The organism is Devosia sp. MC1541, assembly GCF_012847305.1.
In the GTDB taxonomy this organism is placed as follows: domain Bacteria; phylum Pseudomonadota; class Alphaproteobacteria; order Rhizobiales; family Devosiaceae; genus Devosia.
The window spans coordinates 174,686-195,807 of record NZ_JABBDZ010000006.1; the positions used below are offsets into that span (position 1 = coordinate 174,686).

Below are 21,122 nucleotides of genomic sequence, written 5' to 3' on the forward strand. Positions count from 1 at the left end.
ACCTTATACCAATAGGCTTGATGGGGCGTCGGAGATGCGGGCCCGTCGGCCGGTTGCATCATAGGCGCCTTCGGAAGTTGCTTGTTCGCGGATGGCGCTCATGATCGCCTCAACGCGGGTGCGGGTGGTTTCAATGCCCGCCTTCAGCCGCTCCATGTTCTCTTTGACGACAGCGTCAAGAGCTTCGGAGCTGGCCGTGACCTGCTCGCGGACGTCTGGTGATGCCAAGCCGAGATTGATCTGACCACTGCGGACCTGACTAACCCATGTTTCCAACTCGGCGCTGAGTTCGGCCTTGCGCTCGTGGGTTTGCTCTGCAGCGAAAGCCAGAGAAGTGCGCAGTCCGGCCTCAAGGGCGCGGTTTTCACGGTCCAGCAATGCCGTCAGTTCGGTCATCAGAGTGATCAGGACGCCAAATTGAGTGTCGAGTTCGGTCTGTTCACTGGTCATTTCGGTTCGTTCCAAGTCCGGCTGAAGAGCGGTACGCCGCATTGGCTAGAAGGCCACTGGCGGAGCCCTGGAGTTGCTCACCGATTTCATCGCGCATGTGCGAGAGGTCTTCGATGAGGGTCTGTACTGAGGCGAGAAGCGCGATTAGGCGCGCTTCGCGTTCGGCAGGGGGCGGTTCCTTACCCGCGCCGAACTCTTGTTCGATTTGGGCTTTCAGAACGGCAAGACGCGCAAAATGCGCGTCTTCCTTTTGTTCTGAAGAACTCATCTAACGGCGGAGATGAGCGTGTCGAACATCGAGTTCGCCGCCGACATCACCTGGGCGGCTCCCGAGTAGGCTTGCTGCGCAGCCATCATCTTGGAGAACTCAGAGTTGGTATCGGTTGTCGATACTTCGAGACGGCTGCCAGAGATGGTCCCGGCGCCGCCTTCACCTGCGGTGCGCAGAGCTGCATTGCCCGAGGTTGTTGTTGCGTAATAAACGCCACCGTCGGAAACGGTCAGGCCGTTTGCGTTCGAGAAGGTTGCCAGTGGAACCTTGTAGATCGCGCGGGACAGACCGTTATCGTAAAGCGCCTTTACGATACCAGCGTCGGTTACTTCGATGCCGCTCAGAGCGCCCAGGCCTACACCATCGTGCGAGCTTTTCACTTCAACCGCTGGGGTTGTCGCGCCGCTCGAATACTGGCTCAGGCCAGACGACGTGCCCGGCGAGCCGAGGTTCAGCGAAATGGTCGAGTCCGCAGCGCCAGTGGCCCAACCAGTGACGAGCAGTTCTGGTGGGTTCGGGTTGGTGCTGGCCAGTGTGCCGTCAGCGTTGAAGTTGATGGTAATAGCCGGGCTGGCTACGGTACCTGTTGCGGCGCCGCCGCCTGCCATGGTTGGGTCAGCAAACTGTGCCGTCCATTCACGTGGGCCAACCTTGGTCCAGGTGACGTCGATCGAACCTGCGGTGCCCAAGCTGTCGTAGATTTCGAGCGCGGAGGTGAAGGTCGAACCGTCAGCTGCTTCGGCTGGGAGGTTGGCCATCAGCGTCATGTTCGACGTTGGCAAAGCAATGGTCGCGATGGCGTCTGTGTCGATCGAGCTGAGGGCGTCAGCGCTTTCGCTGCCGGTGACGACGCCAGAAGCGTCGGTTGCCCAGCCCATCAGATACTGGCCATTGTTGACGAGGAAACCTTCTTCGTCGACGCCGAATTCGCCGTTACGGGTGTAGCCAAGTTCTTTCGATTCCTGCCCGCCCGAGACGATGAAGAAACCGTTGCCGGTGATCGCCATGTTGGTGGAGCTGGACGAGTGGCTGAGCAGGCCCTGCGATAGGACGTTCTGACGGCTAGCGACCGATACGCCACCAGTGCCATTGCTGGCCTTGGATGTGCCGCCGGACAGGAGGCTGGCGAAGCTCGCGTCGATGGACTTGTAACCGTTGGTCGAGCTGTTGGCCAAGTTGGTCGAGATGATCGACAGGGCGGAGCTCTGCGAGTTCAAGGCGGTGACGGCTGCGCCCAGTGCTGCTGAAAGGCTCATTTAATAACTCAGACTTGAATATCGAGGGAGGTGGCGATGTTCTTCACGAGCTTGGTCAGCTCGGCCATGCTTTCGCGGGTCGCGGACTGTTCGTTGTAGCTGGCGTAGGAAACCATCTGGCTCAGCAACTGATTGGAGTCAGTCGGGTCGAGCGGGTTCTGGTTTTGGAGCTGTTCGACCATGAGGCGCAGGAAGGCGTCGGTATCGAGGCCACCCTTTCGCGCGGTAGACGTTGCTAAAGAGTTGGAGGTGCCCGCTGCGGATGAAAGCGCTGAAATGCTCATGGTGAACCCCAAGGCGTCGGTGGCGCTGGTGGGAGCAGCAAGCCGTCGACAGATTTCAAAAATGGACGCCATAGGGCGCTATTAGTGAAACGGGCGAGGTCAGGAATTCAGGCGCAGATTTTTTGCTGTATGTAAGTTGTTTAGGGCTTTTGACTTGGAATTATAAAGTTGGTGCGCTGCAATTTTTGCAGGGAGAATAGAATAAAATCAGTAATGGGATTGTATAGGGTCGGCAATTTTTGCCGTAACAGCCAATGCGCAGCGTCAGGAGTTGCCGGGTGGTTGGTCTGTACTGCTGTAATGCAGGCGCTGCTAAACGCGATATAGCCAAACGGCTCCTGCAGTTCTTGGTAAACTACTCACCGGGGCAGGCGCGGCTGTTCAAGATCATGCACGGTGAATTCGTGCTTGGGCAGCGGAATGACTATGCGCGCCCATGTAAAATGGGCGGCAAAAAAATATCAAAAAAAGTTATTTTAGCGCCGATTGGTGTCGGACTGACGTGCCGCTAGCATGATCCGCTCGACGAGGTCCGCAGGAGCTCGGAGCTTGGGCTGTTCGGCAAAGATGGCCCGGAGGCGACTGTCTTCGTCGAGCAGCGACTTGGCCGTGGAGTTGAGCGAGGTGAGGATAAAGGCAGATGATCGCAGATTGGATGGCCAATCTTCGAACCGGCTGCCGAACTGCGCGAGATGCGCCTCAAACTCTTAGACGTCCACGTCCCCTCCTGGTTGTGGCCGATTGCTTTCACAATCAAGACCACTGAGGGGATCTATTTAGATAGCTGGCATGCCGGCCACTTCGGCCCAAGCATTGCGCAGTTCTTTGAGACCTTCAATGATCTTGTCATACCGTTCAACTGCATCAGGTTTCCCGAATGCGGTGTTCATTGCGATCATGTTCGCAATATAGGTATGCTTTAGTGTTTCAGCCATATCTGCGCCTTTTTCAGTGCGCAAGTTGGCTGCGAGTCCGCGCAAGATGAGGGAGGCGCGTGATATATTATTATACGCGTCTTCCATCCGCTTATTCTGATGGTCTAGTTGCGTACGTCGAATGCGGCGCAAGACTTCATCAAAAAGCTTGACCACTGCGACCATCGGATGAACTTGGGTCGCCGCTTGGCGATAGGCGTTAACCGCCATGGCTTGCTGCATCATGACTTGGCGTTCCAGGTGTCGAGCAGGGTGCTCAGATAGTCCTTCATGGAGTCAGCCTGGGCAATGGCTGCTTGGTATCGGGCATAGCGCATCGATATGGTGGTGCGATAGGCTTCTGCCTGCGACCGAATGTTATCGCTCCGCTTGGTCATCTCGGTGCTCTGAGATGATAAGTTGTTGATCAGCAATGTCAAAGAGCCGGAGCCACTGGTGGCGCCATTGGCCGCGTTGAAGAGCTTTTCTGCGATGCCCGTCTTGAAGGAGAGGTCAACGGCAGCTGGAGAGTTGCCGGTGTAAACCAGAGAGATGCCTTCGTACGCCGTGCCAGCGGCACCGACGAGGCGCGAGCCGGAAACAGTGAACAGACCAGTTTGGCCGTTTACGGTCGCGCCGGTTAGAACGCCATTGACGTCGGTTTCGATGTCGAGCGTAAAATCCGGTGGTAAGCTGGAGCCGCGCGCCAACAGCTGGATGTTGGTATTCGACGTTGTCATGCCGAAGCTAAGCAAGTTCTGAACTGCCGATAAATTGGTCAGTAGAATATTATCAAGCTTGTCTTCTTCGATGACGAGTTTGTTCTGATTGTCGTAAGTCAGGCCGAGTAGGCTCATTGATTCTGAGCCAATGGCCGTTGCCAATGCGTCGCCGATAGAAGCGTTAACGCTGCGCATTGTGCCATCGCCAAACAGCGGTGGATCGTAGGTGCGGCTGGGCAATGTCTGCTGCTTTACAGCGAAGTCGCGGTAGGCGTTATAGGCCTCGACCAGCTGGAGAATGGCGGTTTTGACATTGTTGACGTTGGCGTCGACTTCCAGAGTGATCGAGGTGCCGGGCGGTGTGGCCTGATAGAGGTAGAGGGTCGTGCCGGTGATGATGTCGCTGATCTCATTCGACGAGCGGGTAACTTCCAGATCATCGACGCGGACGATCGCCTGCTGGGCGTCCTGAAGTACAGTTGCGAAATCACCTGCCGGATTGGTCAGGTCGAGTGCACCCAGCGCGTCATCGCCCGAGAGGACTTCGGAGGTGATCGACTTGCCGGTTTCGGTCGCCGTCAGGATCAAGCGGAAGTCGTTTGGAGTGACCTGGACGATGCTCGCCTGAACGCCCGATGAGGCCTTGGTCTTGTTGATGGCCTCGGAAATCTCCATTAGCGACATGTCAGCTGTAATGGAGAGGGTCGAGGGGGTGCCGCCTTCAACGCCCAGCGAAATGACGCTCGTGATGTTCAGGTCTGATGTTTTGGTAGCGACGGTGCCGCTGGAAATCTTGTGAGCGGTCGCGAGCTGCACGACTTCGAGCTTATAGGTGCCCTGATCGGCGGCTGGATCTACCGTTGCAGAGAAAACTGAAGCTGCATTGACGTTGCCATTGGCGGTCAAATAGGCGCTACGCGACAGGAAAGCGTCTGTGCTTCTTGCAGTGCTGCCAGATGGCGCGCGCAGAGCGTTGGCTGCGGTTTGAAGCGATGACAGTAGGTTTTTGGCGTCTTGATAGGCTGCCATCTTTAGGTCGTTCGCATCGATCTTGAGATCGATGGAAGTCGCTTTCGCCAGTTTGGCGTTGACGGATTCTTCAATCAGTCCGGCCCAGTCGATATTGGTGCCGTCACTCGGCTCTTTTACCGGCTTGGTCGTGGAGGTTTTCGGCGCCGCAACGACGGTCGTGGTCGCAGCGGGGGTTGCGGACGACGTGGTGCTAACAGTGCTCAAAATTCAACTCCATAGATAAAGAGTTCGGGCGCGCTGATGGTCAGCGCGCCCGATTAGACGGTGATTAGTTCAGGAGCTTGAGAAGTTCCTGTGGCATCTGCGATGCCTGGGCAGCTGCTGCAACTGCAGCCTGGGTCTTGACCTTAGCCGAAGCGAGCTTTGCGGATTCAGCAGCGACGTCAACGTCTGCGATTGCCGAGTTAGCAGCCGAGAGGTTCTCAACCGAGGTTGCGATCGAAGCGCCGCGGAATGCGAAGCGGGATTCGAGAGCACCGATGTTTGCACGTGCGTTCGATACGTCGTCGATTGCGTCGTCGATCAGGGCGATTGCAGCGAGTGCGTTTGGCTGGGTGTCGACAGCTGCTGCGTTAACGCCGAGCGTCGTGGAGTCCAGCAGGTCGATCTTGAGCGAGATCATGTCGCCGGCGTCCGAGCCGACCATGATGTTGATGCCGGCCGCAAAGTCCTGCGAAGAGGTGCCGTCGAGCAGCGATTCGCCGTTGTAGCGGGTGCCGGTCGAGATGCCGTCGATTTCTTCGATCAGCTGAGTGAATTCAGCGTTGATGTAGGTACGTTCGCCGTCGGTTACGGTGCCCGAAGCCGACTGAGCGGCCAGTGCCTTCATACGCTGAAGAATGTCGGAGATGTTTGCAGCGCCGCCGTCAGCAGTCTGCAGGATCGAGATACCGTGGGAAGCGTTGGTCGCTGCCTGGGTCAGAGTGGTCACGTCGGACGAGATACGGGTCGAGATAGCAAGACCAGCAGCGTCGTCAGATGCCTGTGCGATACGGGTGCCGGAAGCGAGCTTGGCGAGCGATGCGCTCTGCTCAGCCGAGTTTGCGTTCAGGTGACGGACAGCCGAGTTTGCAGCAATGTTCGTGGAAATAACAGGCATGGACCTACTCCTAAGTACTGATGTCTGCGGCCCTTCATTCTGGGGCCGCTGTCGCAGCATCGCCGCGTCTGACAGTAGAACGGTGGGAGTGACGCAAGTCGGGCGGAGAAAATTCAGCCGATGTGAGGCTTATGGTTAACCCTTGGTAAAAGAGTCCAGAATGTCGACTTCGTCATTTCGCAAATTATGCCGCAAATGCTGGCGTCCGCGCTTCAAAAGGGACTCCACAGCCGAGACGGTCGTGTTCAAAATTTCTGCAATTTCGGGGTTAGATAAATTATCGTGGTAGGCCAAAATCACGGCAATGCGCTGATGGTCGGGCAGGCGGCTCATCGCTTTTTCGAGCAAAAGACCCACTTCACCTTGGTGGATGGTGGTGACGGCATCCGGGCGATCATCCTGAACATCAGGGGCAGTTTCGATGTCTTCGGTGCGTGGGCGACGACGCAGGTCAAGGCAGCGATTGGTGACGACGCGATAAAGCCAGGTTGAAAAACGCGCGCGACCTTCCTGCCACGTACCGCGAGTGGTCCAAACCTTCAGCAGCACATCTTGTACGACATCATCAGCGTCGGCTTCGTTGTTGAGGATGCGCAAGGCAAGGGCGAAGGCGCGATCGACATGGCGTTCAACCAGCGCGCGGAAAGCAGCCTCGTCGTGTTCGGCAATGCGTCTTAAGAGGAGGTCGTCTTCGTCCATGGGGCGTTCTGTTGGCACTGGCGCCTGCACAACACGGGGCGAAAACTGATCGTTTCGCACTGGTCCTGTGATGCTGTCGCCGAATTTCTCGGCAGCCATTTCAACCATCATGTCCGCTTCCTGCGTTTCTCCCTCGCAATGAGGGGTCAACAGTTACACGGCTGTCCGGCAGTTTTCAGGCGCTGATATTTTATAAAAATATATATTTTTCAATGAGTTAGTAGGTAATATGTGCTCGCTTGCTAGGAAAAATGTGCCGCTTGGGCTCATGGTTAATTGAATTCGTTAGGAAATACAAAGCCTAGTGTGCGCAAGTTTTGCCTACTGCGACACAGAAGATTTTTTGGGAACGGAAGCGCTTTGCGGCAGGTTAGAGCTTTTGCTCGACCTTATCGAACTCTTCGAACATCATGCAGCGGTTCCGACCTGCCGATTTGGCGGCGTAAAGAGCGCTGTCGGCTTGCTTGAGCCACGAGACGATGTCCACGCTGTCGACCGTCAGCAGCGAGATGCCGACACTGGCGCCGATTTCGATCAGCTGCCCTGAGAGATTGTAGGGCCGGGAGAGCGTTTTGACGATGCGCATGCCCACGAGAAGGGCAACGCTGGGGTCCTGAATGTCATGCAGGACAAGGGCAAACTCATCCCCGCCCATGCGGGCAGCAATGTCCCCGGGCCGCGTTAGGCCTTGGAGGCGCTCGGCGACATGGCGCAGGATTTCGTCGCCAACGGCGTGTCCATAGCGATCATTGGCCTGTTTGAACCGATCAAGGTCGATATAGAGGAGCGCGCTTTGGCGCTGGTGCTCCAAGCCTTCCCAGGCTTGTTCTAAGTGCTCATCCAATTGACTGCGATTGGCAAGGCCGGTGAGGCTGTCGTGATAGGCGAGATGGCTGATGCGCAAATGTTGGCGCTTCTGCTCATCGATATTCTCGAATGTGCCAATCCATTCGATGACGTCGCCCAGGTCATTGAGAATGGGAGCGCCCCTGCATTTAATCCACGCAGTGTCATCTACGCCCACCCTGATGCGGAACTCCAAGACCAAGGGTTCTGGAGACCGACGTTTTTGCTCCCAGACGTCGGCTGTGTAGGGGCTGTCTTCGGGGTGAACGAGATTTGACTAGCTTGGATCGTGCTGCCACGGCTCATTGCTGAGCTCTTCCCAGCCTTCCAGTTCAAGCCTCTTGCCTTCAACGTCGGTGCGCCACGTAGCGAGCGCGCCAACTTTGACCAAGGCGCGGTACCGTTGATTGCTGATGGAGAGCTCACGTGCGCGTTCGAGCAGCACTTGTTGGGCGCGCGTCTGCGCCGTCTGGAGTTCGGCCAACTCAATGACTGGAGTTGGGGCCAAGTCCTCAGCCAAAGGTTCATCGCGCAAAATACTGCGGGCGCGCTGCACAAGACCTGTCACCGGGGTAACGATGAGCGAGGCCATCCAACTCGAGAGGGCAATCGTTGCGAAGACGGTGATAATTGCGCCAATGGCCAGCACGGCCATCGGTTCTTGCCAACGTGCTTGGAAGACCGCTTTGGGTAGCCCGATTACGACCGCCCAGCCGTCTGTGTTTCTCACCTTCGAGAAGCCGAAGGTGATTGTGTCGCCTTCTAACGTTTCAGCGTCAAAAAGGCCGGTATCGGCGCCGACAGCAAGCAGCGCGCTCCATGTCGGCACCGGACGGCCCAAAAACCGCTCCTGCTGGGCGGAGCGCGCAACCACGCGGCCATTGCCGTCGACGCGCGCGATCAGCAGGTCTGAATTGGCGCTAGACGAGAGATCGATATTGCGCGTCAACGCCTTGGCGTCGCGTGTAGATTTATCTGGCTGTCGCCGTTTGCCAGAGGGATGGTGAGGGGGACGCGGCCGCTCACCCCTTCTTCAATGTCGTAGAGATTGCCCAGCCGCCATGTTTGCGGCGCGCTCTCGGCGAGGCTCTGACTGGGCTGCCGGGTGATGTCGATATTGCCGCCAAAGTGACGGGCGAGCGGAATGAGTTGATCCTGATCTGCTGTTAGGGAGCTGATCATTGAAGCGTGCGCCGCCACCGCACTCTCGACAAGCCCGGCAATCAGCGCAGCGTTGTCGAGGAAGCGCTGTTCCGCCGTCTCACGGTTGGCGTCTGAAACGCGCATTAGGGTTAACGAGAGCATCACTACCGGAGGCAGCATGGCGATAAAAATCACCAGAGCGATAAATGATCGAAGCGGTAATCCGCGTCGAGATTTAGGCTTATTGGCTGCTTTGGTGGAGCTCAATCATATCCTCTAAAGTATTGTATTGAAGTCTATTGGGCGTCTTGGATTGTGGCGTCATTGTTATTTCAATGTGTTTAACGATATCGGTGTGGTTGTGCCATTCGAATTATCGCGGAAACGTGATTTGTGATCGGAATGGGATGAACTCCGAGCGTTGCATTCAGTGCCATTGGGCGCATAGAATTTGAGTGCGAGGGTGCTTGAAGATGTTCAGTTAGGGCGTTATTAGCCAAGCAACGCAGTCAGAAATGATTGCTGTGCCTGACGGAGTATAGCGCAGCCTGGTAGCGCACCTGCTTCGGGAGCAGGGGGTCGAGTGTTCGAATCACTCTACTCCGACCAATTGTGCCCGGTCTCTTTTGAGGCCGGGTTTTTTGTTGCTAGACGTGTTGTGACCCCGCAGAAATCGAGCAGCGCCGGTTCCTGCTGACCGCCTATAATTGAGCCCATAGAATGACTACACACCTTCGTGCCTCGATCGATGTTTTCCCTATCGCCGGCAAGTTCACTATCTCTCGGGGGAGCCGTACCGAACAGGCCGTGGTCACAGTTGAGATCGAGCGCGACGGCGTCATTGGGCGGGGCGAATGCGTGCCCTATCCGCGATATGGTGAAACGCCTGCGGAAACGGTCGCAACGATTGAAACTATGGCCAGCTTGATCGCTGGTGGGCTGGATCGTCAGGGTCTGCTCAAGGCGCTGAAGCCGAGCGCCGCGCGCAATGGCCTGGATTGTGCGCTGTGGGATTTAGAAGCGCGGGAGCGGGGGCTAAGAGTTGCAGATATGTGTGGGCTGGAGTTGCCGTCACATGTCGCGACAGCCTTCACCATTAGCCTTGATCGGCCTGAGAGTATGGCCGAGGCCGCACGTAAGGCCGCGCATATGCCTCTTTTGAAATTGAAGCTTGGTGCTGAGGGCGATGCGGAGCGGCTTAAAGCTGTGCGGGCGGCTGTGCCCAATGCACGGCTTTTGGTGGATGCCAATGAGGGCTGGACCGCGGACGTACTGGAGCCGATGTTGGCGCTCTCAGCGCAATTGGGGGTTGAGCTGGTCGAGCAGCCGCTGCCGGCATCGGATGATTGGCGTTTGGCCGAAATTGATCATCCGGTCTTGATCTGCGCCGATGAAAGCGCACATGCGCTCGCCGGGATCGACGAGTTGGTAACGCGGTACGATGCGATCAACATCAAGCTCGATAAGACTGGTGGACTGACGGAGGCTTTGGCGGTCGTGGAACGCGCTCAATACCTTAATATGTCGATCATGGTTGGTTGCATGGTGAGCAGTTCGCTGTCTATGGCCCCTGCTGCGCTGTTGGCGGCATCGGCGCGCTGGGTGGATTTGGATGGTCCACTTTTGCTGGCGCAAGATCGTCCCGGTGGTCTTATCTATCGTGATGGGGTCATCGACATGGCGGCAATGACGCTTTGGGGGCAGTGATCAGCGCGGGTGGGTAACGTCGCGCGTGCGTTGTAGGGCGTCGATGGTTTCATCATAGCGCTGACGCGCGACGCCCATAAACAGGCAGTCGACAATGAGCAGTTGCGCAATGCGGCTCACCATAGCGCCCGCGCGGAGGTGACTTTCGCGGGCGCTGGTCGTGAGGCGATCCTGCGCGGCGCGGGCGATAGAGGAATCTGGACTGCCGGTGATGGCCAGTGTGTGCAGGTGAGCGTCGCGGGCCAGTTCTACGAACCGCACCGTGTCGGCTGTTTCGCCCGAGTGCGAGAAGCCGATGGCCACTGTGCTCTTTGGTGCGAGCAGAACTGAAGACCATGCCTCATGGGTATCGGTGAGAAGAAACGCGCTGCGGCCGATGCGGAAAAGCTTGTGGTGGAGATCTCGCGCCACAAATTGGCTCGCGCCAATTCCAAACAGTAGAATGCGGGGCGCTTGGTCAATGAGCGCTACAACGCGATCCAGCACTTCATAATCGAGCCCGCTCACAGTCTCATCAATGGCGAGCATTTCGAGCGATGCGATCTTTGAGGCGATCTCTTGGAGGGTGTCGGACTTGGCGATTTCAGCGCCGAGCGTTTGGGCGGAGCCAAATTGAGCGGCTTCGCGGCCCAGTTCCGTCGCGAGCGTCATGCGCAATTGGGCATAACCCGAAAGACCGAGGATGCGGCAGAATCGCACCACGGAAGCCACTGATGTGTCGCAACAACTGGCCAATTCGGAAATCGTCTTTTCCATGACCAGGGTTGGGTTTGCGAGCACCGCCGAGGCCACACGCTGTGTTGCTGGGGTAAATTTACTGGTCGAAGCTTCAATCGTCGACTGTATGCCCAAAGCTGTTCCTCACATCCTCCTCTGCGAAACCGGTCTTAGCCAATTTGTTCGCAGATTTGACTCTTGTGTGTAACAAAAGTTCAAACGAGACAAGACATCTGAAAATTATTGACAGAGAAGGGTGTGGGTTCATACGCTAGCTGGAATTGCCCCAGACAGGTTTAATCCTGCCGGGCGTTCGCTTTGGCTCCTAAAAGAGCAAGGGCGTCGATACCAATCCAGCCGAGCTCTGTGTTCAGGCTGGTCCTATGGAGGGAAGTATGAACTGGATGACATCCCGTAAGCTCATCGCTGGGCTTGCCGTGGCAACGGCTCTGTCGACCGCAGCTTTTGCGCTGCCGGCACAGGCCGCAACTTTGAATATGGCTTGGTCGCAGGACGCCACTGGCCTTGATCCACACAAGCAGACTGCGTTTTCTTCGCTCCGCCTGCTTGAGCTGATCTATGAGCCTCTGGTTCGTCTGGACGCAGATCTGAACGTTGTTCCTGCGATCGCTGCGTCTTGGGAATTTGCGCCAGACGCAAAGACATTGACCTTCAAGCTCGATCCAAAGGCCAAGTTCACCAACGGTGCGGCTGTTACCCCAGCTGACGTCAAGGCTTCGTTTGATCGTCTTATGGACGAAGCAACCGGTGCCGCTGCGCGCGCGAACTTCCTGACCATCGCGAGCATCGACACCCCAGATGCTGAGACCGTTGTTTTCAACCTCTCGACCCCAGACGTGCCGCTGCTGGTTGCTATGGCAACCGTGAACGCGGCGATCGTTCCTGCTAGCGAAATTGAAGCTGGCAACGTCGGCAACACTGCTGTTGGCTCGGGTCCGTTCATTCTTGAATCCTGGGAGCCAAACTCCAAGGAAGTTCTCAAGACCAACACCGAATGGGCTGGTGGCGCAATCGCCATCGAAGGCATCAACATCTCGGTTCTGCCAGACGAAACCGCGATCCTGGCTTCGCTCCGCGCTGGCCAGACCGACTTTGCTCTGCTCAACGACCCGCTGGTTGCAACCCTCGTCCCGAACGAGCAGAACCTGACGCTCAACCGCGTTACCGGTCTTGCTTACAACGTGCTGCAGCTGAACCCATCCCGTGCGCCGATGGACAATCTGCTCGTGCGTCAGGCTATGAGCTGCGCGATCAACCGTCAGGAAATCGTTGACGCAGCGCTTGCTGGTGAAGGTGCTGTCACCGGTCCTCTGACCATGCCAGCATTTGCTCAGGACCCATCGACCCTGCTTTGCTACAACCAGGACATCGCAACTGCGAAGTCGCTGATGGAGCAGTCTGGCGTTGAGCCATTCTCCGTCAAGGTGATTGCAGCGACTGGCGAGCCGCCAACCGCAGCGTCGCAGGCTCAGGTTCTGCAGGCACAGCTGGCAGAAATCGGCGTAACGCTCGAAATCGAAATGATGGAACTCAACGTCTATGTCGACACCTGGCTCAAGGGTGATTTCGATATGGCAGTTGCGCAGAACGGCGGCCGTCCGGATCCATATCCGATGTACAACCGCTACTTCACCAATGAAGGCAACCTGCAGAAGGTTTCCAACTTCCTCGACGAAAAGTCGGACACTCTGCTCAAGCAGGGTCAGTGGGAAACCGATCCGGCTGCCCGCAAGGAAGTCTTCCAGGAATGGGAACGCCACATGGCCGAACAGGCTCCATGGCTGTGGCTCTCGACCGGTTATAGCTACACCGCTTCGCAGAAGAACGTTGTTGGCTTTGAATCGTCGCCAACAGGCACTCTGTTTGGTCTGACCACGGTCTCCATTCAGTAATTAATGCAATCTGAGGCTGGTCATTTCGGCCAGCCTCGTCCGCAGGACGGGTTTTATGAATTACGTGGTACAGCGGCTCATCACATTTCCGCTGATCCTTTTGGGGGTTTCGATCCTCGTATTCGGGGCAATCCGGATGGTTCCGGGTGACGCGATCACCGCCATGCTTGGCACTGAAGCAGGGCTGCTTACGCCCGACCAGCGTGCCGCATTGGCTAATTATTTCGGCATAGATCAACCGGTTTGGTCGCAGTATCTGCGCTGGATTGGTGGCGTGTTCCAGGGCGACCTGGGCATTTCAACGATTTATGGCAAGCCCGTCATGACCGTCATTCTCGAGCGTTTCCCGCTCACCTTGCAGCTGGCGCTGATGAGCATGGTTATTGCCATGTCTATCGGTATTCCGCTCGGTGTTCTGGCAGCGACTCGCAATGAGCGTCCAAGCGATCTTGGTATTCGTATGCTGGCCATGCTGGGGCAATCGACCCCAAGCTTCGTCGTCGGCGTGCTGATCATTTTTGTGCTGTCAGTATTCTTCGGCTTTGTGCCTGCAATGGGGACCTTTACCCCGCTGTTGCAGGACCCATTGGCGAGCATTGGTCAGCTTATTTTCCCGGCAATCACGCTTGGTTTTGCCTTTGCTGCGTCTGTGACGCGCATTGCGCGCTCGTCCATGCTGGATGTGTTGAGTGACGACTACATCCGTACGGCGCGCTCCAAGGGCGCTTCGCCGCGCAGCGTTGTTTGGCGTCATGCACTGCCGAATGCGCTGATCCCGGTTGTGACCCTTGCGGGTGTCGAGTTCGGCTATTTGTTGGGCGGTGCCGTTATCGTTGAGCAGATTTTTGCACTGCCCGGCGTTGGTCGTTTGACGCTCGATGCGATCACACAGCGCGACTATGCGCTGGTGCAGGGCTCGGTGCTGTTTATCGCCTTCAACTTCCTCGTGGTTAACCTGCTGGTCGATCTCGCCTATGTGGCGCTCGATCCGCGTATTCGTATCGGAAACCGCTGATGCGCAAAGTTCTTGGCGCTCTTGCTCGGCATCCGTCAGGTCGGATCGGGCTGGTTATCATTTCCGTCTATCTCATCGTCGCCATTTTGGGCGCGTTGAGTTTGACGCCGCACAACCCACTCAAGCTTTTTGCTATCGACCGCCTCAAGGGGCCGAGCGCCACCTATTGGTTCGGAACGGATCTGCTTGGTCGTGACACGTTGAGCCGTCTGATGGTTGGCATTCGTCAGTCGCTGATCATTGCCTTTGCGGCGGTGGCCATTGCGACGGTCGTCGGCACCATTATTGGCCTGTTGTCGGCTTGGTGGGGCGGATTGTGGGATGGCTTGTTCATGCGCATCATGGACATCCTGCTCGCCTTCCCAGCGATCCTGCTTGCCCTGCTCATCATTGCCATTGTTGGTCCGGGCACATTCACTTCGGTGTTCGCGATTGCGCTGGTTTACATCCCCATCTTTGCTCGCGTTGTGCGTGGCCCGGCGCTGTCGCTCAAAAACCGCGACTTCGTCGATGCAGCGCGCACTTTTGGTTCGTCGCAGCCCTATATTTTGAGCCGCCACTTGCTGCTCAATCTTGTGGCTCCGCTCGCCGTGCAGGTGACTTTGGCTCTGGCGTGGGCATTGCTCACTGAAGCGGGTCTCTCGTTCCTTGGCCTTGGTACACAGCCTCCGACCCCGTCTCTCGGGGTGATGCTGGCCGAAAGCAAGAATTTGATGCAGCAGGCGCCGTGGCTGATGATCTTCCCAGCCTTGACCATCATGCTCGGCATTTTGGGCTTTAACCTCACCGGCGATGCGCTGCGTGACATTCTTGATCCGCGTACTCAGAGGAGGGCAGCATGACCACCCCACTGCTTTCCGTAACAGATCTGAAGGTCGGCTTTGGCCGCGATCCGCAGGCTAATGAAGTCGTGCATGGCGTAAGCTTTGACCTTCTGCCAGGACAAACGCTCGCCATCGTTGGCGAGAGTGGCTCAGGCAAGTCGGTGACAGCGTTGTCGATCAACCGCCTCGTCGATTTTGGCGGTGGCAAGGTGATCAGTGGGTCGATCAAACTGCAGCGCCAAGACGGCACTGTGGTCGATGTCGCCTCGGCTGATGAAGTGACCATGCGCTCGCTGCGCGGTCGCGACGTTGGCATGATCTTCCAAGAGCCGATGACCTCGCTTAATCCGGTCCACACGATTGGCGATCAGATCGAAGAAGCGTTTCGTCTGAGCCACGGGCTCAAAGGCGAAGCGGCCAAAAAGGCGATGCTCGAGGTTTTGGCGCGCGTTCGTATTCCGGATGCGGCAACGCGCTCGGCATATTTCCCGCATCAGCTCTCGGGCGGTATGCGCCAGCGCGTGATGATTGCCATGGCCTTGGCCGCGAGCCCGCGCCTCCTCATCGCTGACGAGCCGACCACGGCACTCGACGTTACCGTGCAAGCCCAGATCATGGCGCTCCTCTCTGAGCTTAAGGCAGAGACGGGGATGTCGATGATTTTCATCACCCATGATATCGGCCTTGTTGCCGGTATCGCTGATCGCATCATGGTCATGCAAAATGGCGTGTGTGTGGAGCAGGGCGCTGCCGATGAAGTGCTCGACAACCCCCAGCATGAGTACACCAAGCATCTGCTCAATGCCGTGCCACACTTCACCTCGGGCCGCTCGGTCCGCACCGATAGCCCACGTGCCGAAGGCATGGAGCCAATCGTCAAGGTGTCTGATCTGGCCGTACGGTTCCCAATGAAGAAAAAGTTCTTCAAGTTGACAGGCGCGATCCATGCCGTTGATGGGGTGAGCTTTGATTTGATGCCGGGCGAAACGCTCGGGATCGTCGGCGAAAGCGGTTGCGGAAAGTCGACAACCGCGCGTGCTGTTCTCGGCCTCGTGCAAAAGCACCGTGGTGAGATCGACGCTAAAACCGGTCGCTCGCGTCGTCCTATCCAGATGGTGTTTCAGGACCCGTTTGCGTCGCTCAATCCGCGCTTGAACGTTGAGGCTTTGTTGGCCGAGCCAGCGATTGCCAATGGCGGCAAAATGGATGCAGCACTGCGCGAGCGTATGCTGTTTCTCTTAAAACGTGTTGGCTTGCCGGAAGACGCGCTCGTGCGTTTCCCGCATCAGTTCTCGGGTGGTCAGCGCCAGCGCCTGTGCATTGCGCGTGCGCTCATGCTCAACCCTGACGTCGTTGTTCTCGATGAAGCTGTGTCGGCGCTCGACGTTTCGGTTCAGGCCAAGGTGATTGAGCTTTTGGTTGAACTGCAAAAAGAGTTCAACCTCGCTTACCTCTTCATCTCGCATGATATGGCCGTAGTGGAACGCATCTCGCACCGCGTGGCGGTTATGTTCGCGGGGCAGGTGGTGGAAATTGGCGACGCCAAGTCGATCCTGGCCGATCCACAGCACAGCTATACCAAGCGCCTGATTTCCGCCGTTCCGGCGGTTGAGCGTCGTCGTCAGAGTTTTGCTGTCGACAATACGCAAGTGCCATCACTCGTGCGTCCGGTGGGTTATGAACCGCCAGCGGCGCAGTGGCGTCAGGCCGGGGCGGATCATCAGGTGCGGTTGGAGGCTTAGGCCTATGGGTATTTTGGAGAGCAAGCTCGATCGGGCGTTCGCGCCGGTTGCGGCGGCGATTGAGGCCGGTAAAATCCCCGGTGGGATTTTGGGCCTTGTCGATCGCGACGGCAATCGTGTCACCCGCGTTATGGGGCAGGCTCAGACCGTTCCTGCGGCGCGGGCGATGACCGAGGACACTTGGTTCGATCTGGCCTCGCTCTCCAAAGTGCTTTTTACCACCGAGCGTATTCTGGCTTTGGCAGAAGCGGGGACGATCGACCTCGACAAGCCGATCACCTCCGTCCTGCCAGACTTCCGCCATTACAATCTCGACAATTGGGAGCGGAACGTTACCTTCCGTCAGTGCCTCGGGCATCAGACGCCGTTCCCAGCCGTCATTCCCTTCTACGCCTATGGGCGTGACCCGGACCTGCTGCGTACGCTTATTCTGCAATATGAGTATACGGCAGGACCTTCGGTCTATTCTGATATCAACTTCATCCTTCTCGGCTTTGTGCTGGAGCGGCTGAACAAGTGCTGGATCCGCGATCTTGATCCGGGCAAGGGGTTTGCTTGGGGCGCTGATCCGGACAATACTGCAGCGACCGAAGATTGCTATTGGCGTCATCGCGTTCTCGTTGGCGAAGTGCATGACGACAATTGCTCGGCGCTCAATGGTGCTGGTCACGCAGGGCTATTTGGCACGGTCTCTTCAGTCCTCGACTTCGCTGCGGAAAAACTGCAGTCTGCGGGCGAAAACGCACTGATCCGCACGCCGCTTTCGGGGCGTCGCACCCATGGCTGGGAGCGCCCCTATGAGGGCTGGTCTGGCGGGGAGCTCAGCTCTTCTTCCACCATCGGGCACACTGGATTTACCGGCACTGGCCTCTGGCTCGATTTCGAGCGCGGTCATGCCTGGACACTTCTTACCAATCGCGTTCACCCCACGCGCCATTTCGACAGCGGTATTATTCCGCTCCGTCGCGCTGTGGCTGACGCTATCAACGCAAACTAGGAGACGCACATGGAGCCGATTTGGGCTGTTGGCCTGATGACAGGCACGGTGCTGGACGGAAACATCGACGTTGCGCTGTTGCGCACCGATGGCGAGACGATCAGCGAATTTGGTGCATATACGCTCGCGCCCTATCCCGCAGACATCCGCGATATGCTGGAGCAGGCATTGGCGGAAGCCCGGGTTTGGAATTTTGAGGGCGAAGAGCCGGCCATTTTCGCCAAGGCTGAAGATGCGCTGACCCGTGCGCAATCTGCGGCTGTGGCCGACCTCGTCGCCCAAGCTGGTCTCAAACCGTCGGACATTGGCGTCGTGGGTTTCCATGGCCAGTCAGTATTGCACCGCGCGCCGGTTCCGGGTCGCATTGGTGCAACCCGTCAGCTGGGCAATGGCAAGCTGATGAACGAAATCCTCGGCATCCCTGTTGCCTATGACTTCCGCTCGGCGGACGTGCGTGCTGGCGGGCAGGGCGCGCCTTTGGCGGCTGTCTATCACCAAGCGTTGCTGCGCACGCTGGGCCATGTTGATGGCAAGACCGCTGTGCTCAACCTGGGCGGCGTTTCCAATGTCACCTATTGGGATGGTGCAGACACGCTCGTGGCTTTCGATACAGGTCCGGCCAATGCCCCGATCAACGACTTTGTAAAGTCGCTGGGCCTAGGCGAAATGGACCGCAATGGTGCGATGGCACTGCGCGGCACGGTTGACGAAGAGCGCCTCGCGCAACTCTTGACCCATAAATATCTCTCAGCGCCCTATCCAAAATCGCTCGACCGTTTCGACTTCCTCCACACCATGGCCGAAGGCCTTGGCGCGGATGATGGCGCGGCGACGTTGACGGCATTCACCACGGGGGCCGTTGGTAAGGCGCTCGACATTCTGCCCGGACGTCCAGACAAGCTGATCGTTTGCGGGGGCGGTCGTCATAACCCGGCAATCATGGCTATGCTCAATGTCCGTGCGGGCGTGGAAGCGGTGCCGGCAGAAGCTGTGGGTTGGCGCGGCGACGCCGTGGAAGCGGAATGCTTTGCCTTCCTCGCAGTACGTGTTCTGCGCAATATGCCGATTAGCTTCCCCACCACGACGGGTGCGCCGCATCCGATGACTGGTGGCATTCTGGTTCAGTAAAATGCTTGTATTCGACGTCACTGCCTCGCCCGCTGCTGAAGATCTCGACACCATCAGCAAGGGGCTTGCCTCTTTCAATCAGGCGATGGTGGGGCCGTCGGAAAAGCAAAATCTCGCCGTGGTCGTGCGCAACGACAGCGGCGAGATCGTTGGGGGGATTTCCGGCTACACGGCTTGGGGCTGGCTCTATACCCAGTGGCTGTGGATCGATGAAAGCACGCGCGGGCAATCGCTCGCTGGTCGCATGCTTGAGGCGGCTGAGGCCGAAGCGCGCCAGCGCGGTTGCCATTCGGCGCACATCGACACGTTCAGCGCGCACGCGCTGCATGTTTACAAAAAATCTGGTTACGAAGTTTTTGGCGAACTGCCCGATTTTCCTAAGGGTAACACGCGTAGCTTCCTCAAGAAGTCGCTTGTTGTAGGCCAGGACTAAGGTCTTGCACCGGTAGACGTTTTTGCACTTTATCGTCCATGCGTCGAAAGGCTATGTTCTCTTTTCGATGTAATTTGGGTTCATTCTCCTACTGGCCCAAAATGGGCGAATCTATTGAGGGGCGGTCATCGCTGGCCGCCCCTTCGACATGTGTAGGACCGTATGACCGTCGATAATTCCAGCCTGAAGGACGCAGCGCTTAATTTCCACGAGTATCCGACCCCGGGTAAACTCGCTATCGTCGCGACCAAGCCACTCGCGAACACGCGCGACCTCTCGCTCGCCTATTCGCCAGGCGTTGCTATTCCTTGTGAAGAAATTGCAGCGAACCCAGAGGCGGCTTACCGCTACACCTCCAAGGGCAATCTCGTTGCCGTGATTTCAAACGGCACTGCCGTTCTGGGCCTTGGCAATATTGGTGCGCTGGCGTCCAAGCCGGTGATGGAAGGCAAGGCCGTTCTGTTCAAGACCTTTGCTGGCATTGACTCTATTGACCTTGAAGTTGACGAGCAGGATCCGAAGAAGTTCATCGAGATCGTTGCGCCGCTCGCTCCAAGCTTTGGTGGTGTGAACCTTGAAGACATCAAGGCTCCAGAGTGCTTCGAAATCGAAGAAGCCTTGCGCGAGCGCATGAACATTCCAGTGTTCCATGACGATCAGCACGGTACTGCGATCATCGTGGCTGCTGCTGTCCTCAATGCGATGAAGCTGATCGGCAAGGATATTGGCTCGATCAAGATCTGCACATCGGGTGCAGGTGCTGCGGCTATCGCTTGCATGAACATGCTCATCGCTGTTGGCGCTAAGCGCGAGAACATCTGGCTGGCGGACAGCAAGGGTCTCGTCACGACCGCGCGTGTTGGCTCGGTTGATAGTTGGCGTGCAGCTTTCGCTCAGGATACCGACAAGACCCAGCTGAGCGAAGTTATGGATGGCGCAGACGTGTTTGTTGGTCTTTCCAAGGCTGGCGCGCTCAAGCCAGAGATGATGACCAATATGGCGGAAAATCCGCTGATCTTGGGTCTCTCCAACCCAATTCCGGAAATCATGCCAGAATTGGCAAAGGCCACGCGCCCAGACGCTATGGTTTGCACGGGTCGTTCGGACTATGCCAACCAGGTGAACAACGTTCTGTGCTTCCCATTCTTGTTCCGTGGCGCGCTCGATTGCGGCGCAACCACGATCAACGAAGCGATGAAGGCAGCTGCAGCGCAGGCAATTGCTGAGCTGGCGCAGGAAGCCGAACTTGACGGTTCTGCAAGCACCTTCGGTCGCGAGAAGCTGATCCCGAACCCGTTCGATCCGCGTTTGATTGAGCGAGTTTCGATCGCCGTGGCAAAGGCAGCGGAAGAGAGCGGCGTCGCGCGCCGTCCGATCTCTGATTTTGAGACCTATGCAGTGAACCTGCGCAAATTGCGCGGGCTCTAAGCCTTCTTGGAATAAAGACTAATAAAAAGGGCCCCGACCGAAAGTCGGGGCCCAATCACTTCTGCTGGGAGTGCGCCCTTTGGAAGTGACTTTGTTGCACTGTTAAGTCACAGCGCGTTTCCATTTGGAAAAAAACTAAAATATAGTTTTGTTACTGCCTATTGTTCTGTCATTTTTAAATAAAAGTCAAACGGCAGTGTTTGAGCTGCATCCTGCTCTGGTGCCATTGCATTAGAATGTCAGAGATGTTCGGCTTCTCGCTCTTGCGCATCATGTCATCGCTACTTGCCGTAGCTGAAGACCCGCAAGAACTGGCTCGCTGAGCCTGCGGCTGCGATTGTGGTCGTCTGATTTCCGTGTTTGAGCAGATTTGGCGCGGCGTTTGGCGATCGGCGGTGCCCATTGACGGCGTTTCCCGGTCATCCGGGCAGACTCATGGCGCGGTTGCGCGCTTTTCGTGGAAGACGAGGCGGTCGAAGTTGTAGGCCAGATTGGCCAAGGT

The 21,122-nt window shown here is 57.2% G+C and carries 21 protein-coding genes, 1 tRNA gene and 2 pseudogenes; 11 read left to right on the forward strand and 13 right to left on the reverse strand.

All coding sequences use genetic code 11. The annotated features are described in order from the left end of the window. Positions 1-3: 3 nt before the first annotated feature. Genes HKD40_RS09120 through HKD40_RS09135 form a run of 4 tightly spaced genes read right to left on the reverse strand, consistent with a single transcriptional unit; the run spans position 4 to position 2,261 of the window. On the reverse strand, positions 4-450 hold the full coding sequence (locus HKD40_RS09120; RefSeq protein WP_169195425.1) for a hypothetical protein: 447 nt from the start codon (positions 448-450) through the stop codon (positions 4-6). Beyond that, positions 440-718, reverse strand: coding sequence for a hypothetical protein (locus HKD40_RS09125; protein ID WP_169195426.1), 279 nt, complete (start codon positions 716-718; stop codon positions 440-442). Before HKD40_RS09125 ends, HKD40_RS09120 begins: the two co-directional genes overlap by 11 nt. Next, positions 715-1,977 (reverse strand): flagellar hook protein FlgE, encoded by a 1,263-nt coding sequence (gene flgE, locus HKD40_RS09130; RefSeq protein WP_169195427.1) that lies wholly within the window; start codon positions 1,975-1,977, stop codon positions 715-717. The genes HKD40_RS09125 and flgE overlap by 4 nt, the downstream gene beginning before the upstream one ends. A gap of 8 nt (positions 1,978-1,985) precedes the next feature. Next, positions 1,986-2,261, reverse strand: coding sequence for a flagellar hook capping FlgD N-terminal domain-containing protein (locus tag HKD40_RS09135; RefSeq protein WP_169195428.1), 276 nt, complete (start codon positions 2,259-2,261; stop codon positions 1,986-1,988). A 278-nt stretch (positions 2,262-2,539) separates the two neighbouring features. Here HKD40_RS09135 and HKD40_RS09140 point away from each other — a divergent pair, with 278 nt between their 5' ends. Beyond that, complete coding sequence (locus HKD40_RS09140; protein ID WP_169195429.1) at positions 2,540-2,773, forward strand: hypothetical protein; 234 nt, start codon at positions 2,540-2,542, stop codon at positions 2,771-2,773. Between the two features lie 264 nt (positions 2,774-3,037). On the opposite strand, the gene HKD40_RS09145 is transcribed toward HKD40_RS09140, so the two are convergent. From HKD40_RS09145 to HKD40_RS09175, 8 genes and pseudogenes are all read right to left on the reverse strand, one after another. Beyond that, entirely contained in the window at positions 3,038-3,421 is a 384-nt protein-coding gene (locus tag HKD40_RS09145) for a flagellar protein FliS (RefSeq protein ID WP_169195430.1), read from the reverse strand. Beyond that, complete coding sequence (gene fliD, locus HKD40_RS09150) at positions 3,418-5,133, reverse strand: flagellar filament capping protein FliD (RefSeq protein WP_169195431.1); 1,716 nt, start codon at positions 5,131-5,133, stop codon at positions 3,418-3,420. The genes HKD40_RS09145 and fliD overlap by 4 nt, the downstream gene beginning before the upstream one ends. Before the next feature lie 64 nt (positions 5,134-5,197). Next, positions 5,198-6,028: a flagellin gene (locus HKD40_RS09155; protein WP_169195432.1), complete on the reverse strand. Its 831-nt coding sequence runs from the start codon at positions 6,026-6,028 to the stop codon at positions 5,198-5,200. Between the two features lie 135 nt (positions 6,029-6,163). Then, entirely contained in the window at positions 6,164-6,838 is a 675-nt protein-coding gene (locus HKD40_RS09160) for an RNA polymerase sigma factor (RefSeq protein WP_169195433.1), read from the reverse strand. A gap of 259 nt (positions 6,839-7,097) precedes the next feature. Then, on the reverse strand, positions 7,098-7,631 hold the full coding sequence (locus HKD40_RS09165) for a GGDEF domain-containing protein (protein ID WP_282567888.1): 534 nt from the start codon (positions 7,629-7,631) through the stop codon (positions 7,098-7,100). A gap of 45 nt (positions 7,632-7,676) precedes the next feature. Continuing rightward, a pseudogene (locus HKD40_RS18055) lies at positions 7,677-7,835 on the reverse strand (hypothetical protein); the annotation flags it as partial. Between the two features lie 15 nt (positions 7,836-7,850). Beyond that, positions 7,851-8,522 carry a hypothetical protein gene (locus HKD40_RS09170; RefSeq protein WP_169195435.1) on the reverse strand — a complete coding sequence of 224 codons (672 nt, stop codon included), beginning with the start codon at positions 8,520-8,522 and terminating at the stop codon, positions 7,851-7,853. Continuing rightward, positions 8,519-8,983 carry a hypothetical protein gene (locus HKD40_RS09175; protein ID WP_169195436.1) on the reverse strand — a complete coding sequence of 155 codons (465 nt, stop codon included), beginning with the start codon at positions 8,981-8,983 and terminating at the stop codon, positions 8,519-8,521. Before HKD40_RS09175 ends, HKD40_RS09170 begins: the two co-directional genes overlap by 4 nt. Positions 8,984-9,248: 265 nt before the next feature. On the opposite strand from HKD40_RS09175, the gene HKD40_RS09180 reads away from it, so the two are divergent. After that, a tRNA-Pro gene (locus HKD40_RS09180) sits at positions 9,249-9,325 on the forward strand. A gap of 111 nt (positions 9,326-9,436) precedes the next feature. Then, the gene (gene dgcA, locus HKD40_RS09185) at positions 9,437-10,423 is read left to right on the forward strand and encodes an N-acetyl-D-Glu racemase DgcA (protein WP_169195437.1); all 987 of its coding nucleotides are present in this window, start codon (positions 9,437-9,439) and stop codon (positions 10,421-10,423) included. Here dgcA and HKD40_RS09190 read toward each other — a convergent pair whose 3' ends face one another. Further along, on the reverse strand, positions 10,424-11,275 hold the full coding sequence (locus tag HKD40_RS09190; RefSeq protein WP_169195438.1) for a MurR/RpiR family transcriptional regulator: 852 nt from the start codon (positions 11,273-11,275) through the stop codon (positions 10,424-10,426). A 260-nt stretch (positions 11,276-11,535) separates the two neighbouring features. Between HKD40_RS09190 and HKD40_RS09195 the strand changes: the two genes are divergently transcribed. The 8 genes and pseudogenes from HKD40_RS09195 to HKD40_RS09230 all read left to right on the forward strand — a co-directional run. Continuing rightward, a complete protein-coding gene (locus HKD40_RS09195) occupies positions 11,536-13,053 on the forward strand; it encodes an ABC transporter substrate-binding protein (RefSeq protein ID WP_169195439.1) in 1,518 nt (505 codons plus the stop codon). Positions 13,054-13,108: 55 nt separating this feature from the next. Further along, positions 13,109-14,068 (forward strand): ABC transporter permease, encoded by a 960-nt coding sequence (locus HKD40_RS09200; protein WP_169195440.1) that lies wholly within the window; start codon positions 13,109-13,111, stop codon positions 14,066-14,068. Further along, a complete protein-coding gene (locus HKD40_RS09205; protein ID WP_169195441.1) occupies positions 14,068-14,910 on the forward strand; it encodes an ABC transporter permease in 843 nt (280 codons plus the stop codon). Before HKD40_RS09200 ends, HKD40_RS09205 begins: the two co-directional genes overlap by 1 nt. Continuing rightward, a complete protein-coding gene (locus tag HKD40_RS09210; RefSeq protein ID WP_169195442.1) occupies positions 14,907-16,634 on the forward strand; it encodes an ABC transporter ATP-binding protein in 1,728 nt (575 codons plus the stop codon). Before HKD40_RS09205 ends, HKD40_RS09210 begins: the two co-directional genes overlap by 4 nt. Before the next feature lie 4 nt (positions 16,635-16,638). Then, positions 16,639-17,631, forward strand: coding sequence for a serine hydrolase domain-containing protein (locus HKD40_RS09215; protein ID WP_169195443.1), 993 nt, complete (start codon positions 16,639-16,641; stop codon positions 17,629-17,631). A gap of 9 nt (positions 17,632-17,640) precedes the next feature. Continuing rightward, positions 17,641-18,759, forward strand: coding sequence for an anhydro-N-acetylmuramic acid kinase (locus tag HKD40_RS09220; RefSeq protein WP_169195444.1), 1,119 nt, complete (start codon positions 17,641-17,643; stop codon positions 18,757-18,759). A gap of 1 nt (position 18,760) precedes the next feature. Beyond that, on the forward strand, positions 18,761-19,192 hold the full coding sequence (locus tag HKD40_RS09225) for a GNAT family N-acetyltransferase (RefSeq protein WP_169195445.1): 432 nt from the start codon (positions 18,761-18,763) through the stop codon (positions 19,190-19,192). A 162-nt stretch (positions 19,193-19,354) separates the two neighbouring features. Beyond that, positions 19,355-20,587, forward strand: a pseudogene (locus HKD40_RS09230) (malic enzyme-like NAD(P)-binding protein); the annotation flags it as partial. Positions 20,588-21,122 lie beyond the last annotated feature (535 nt).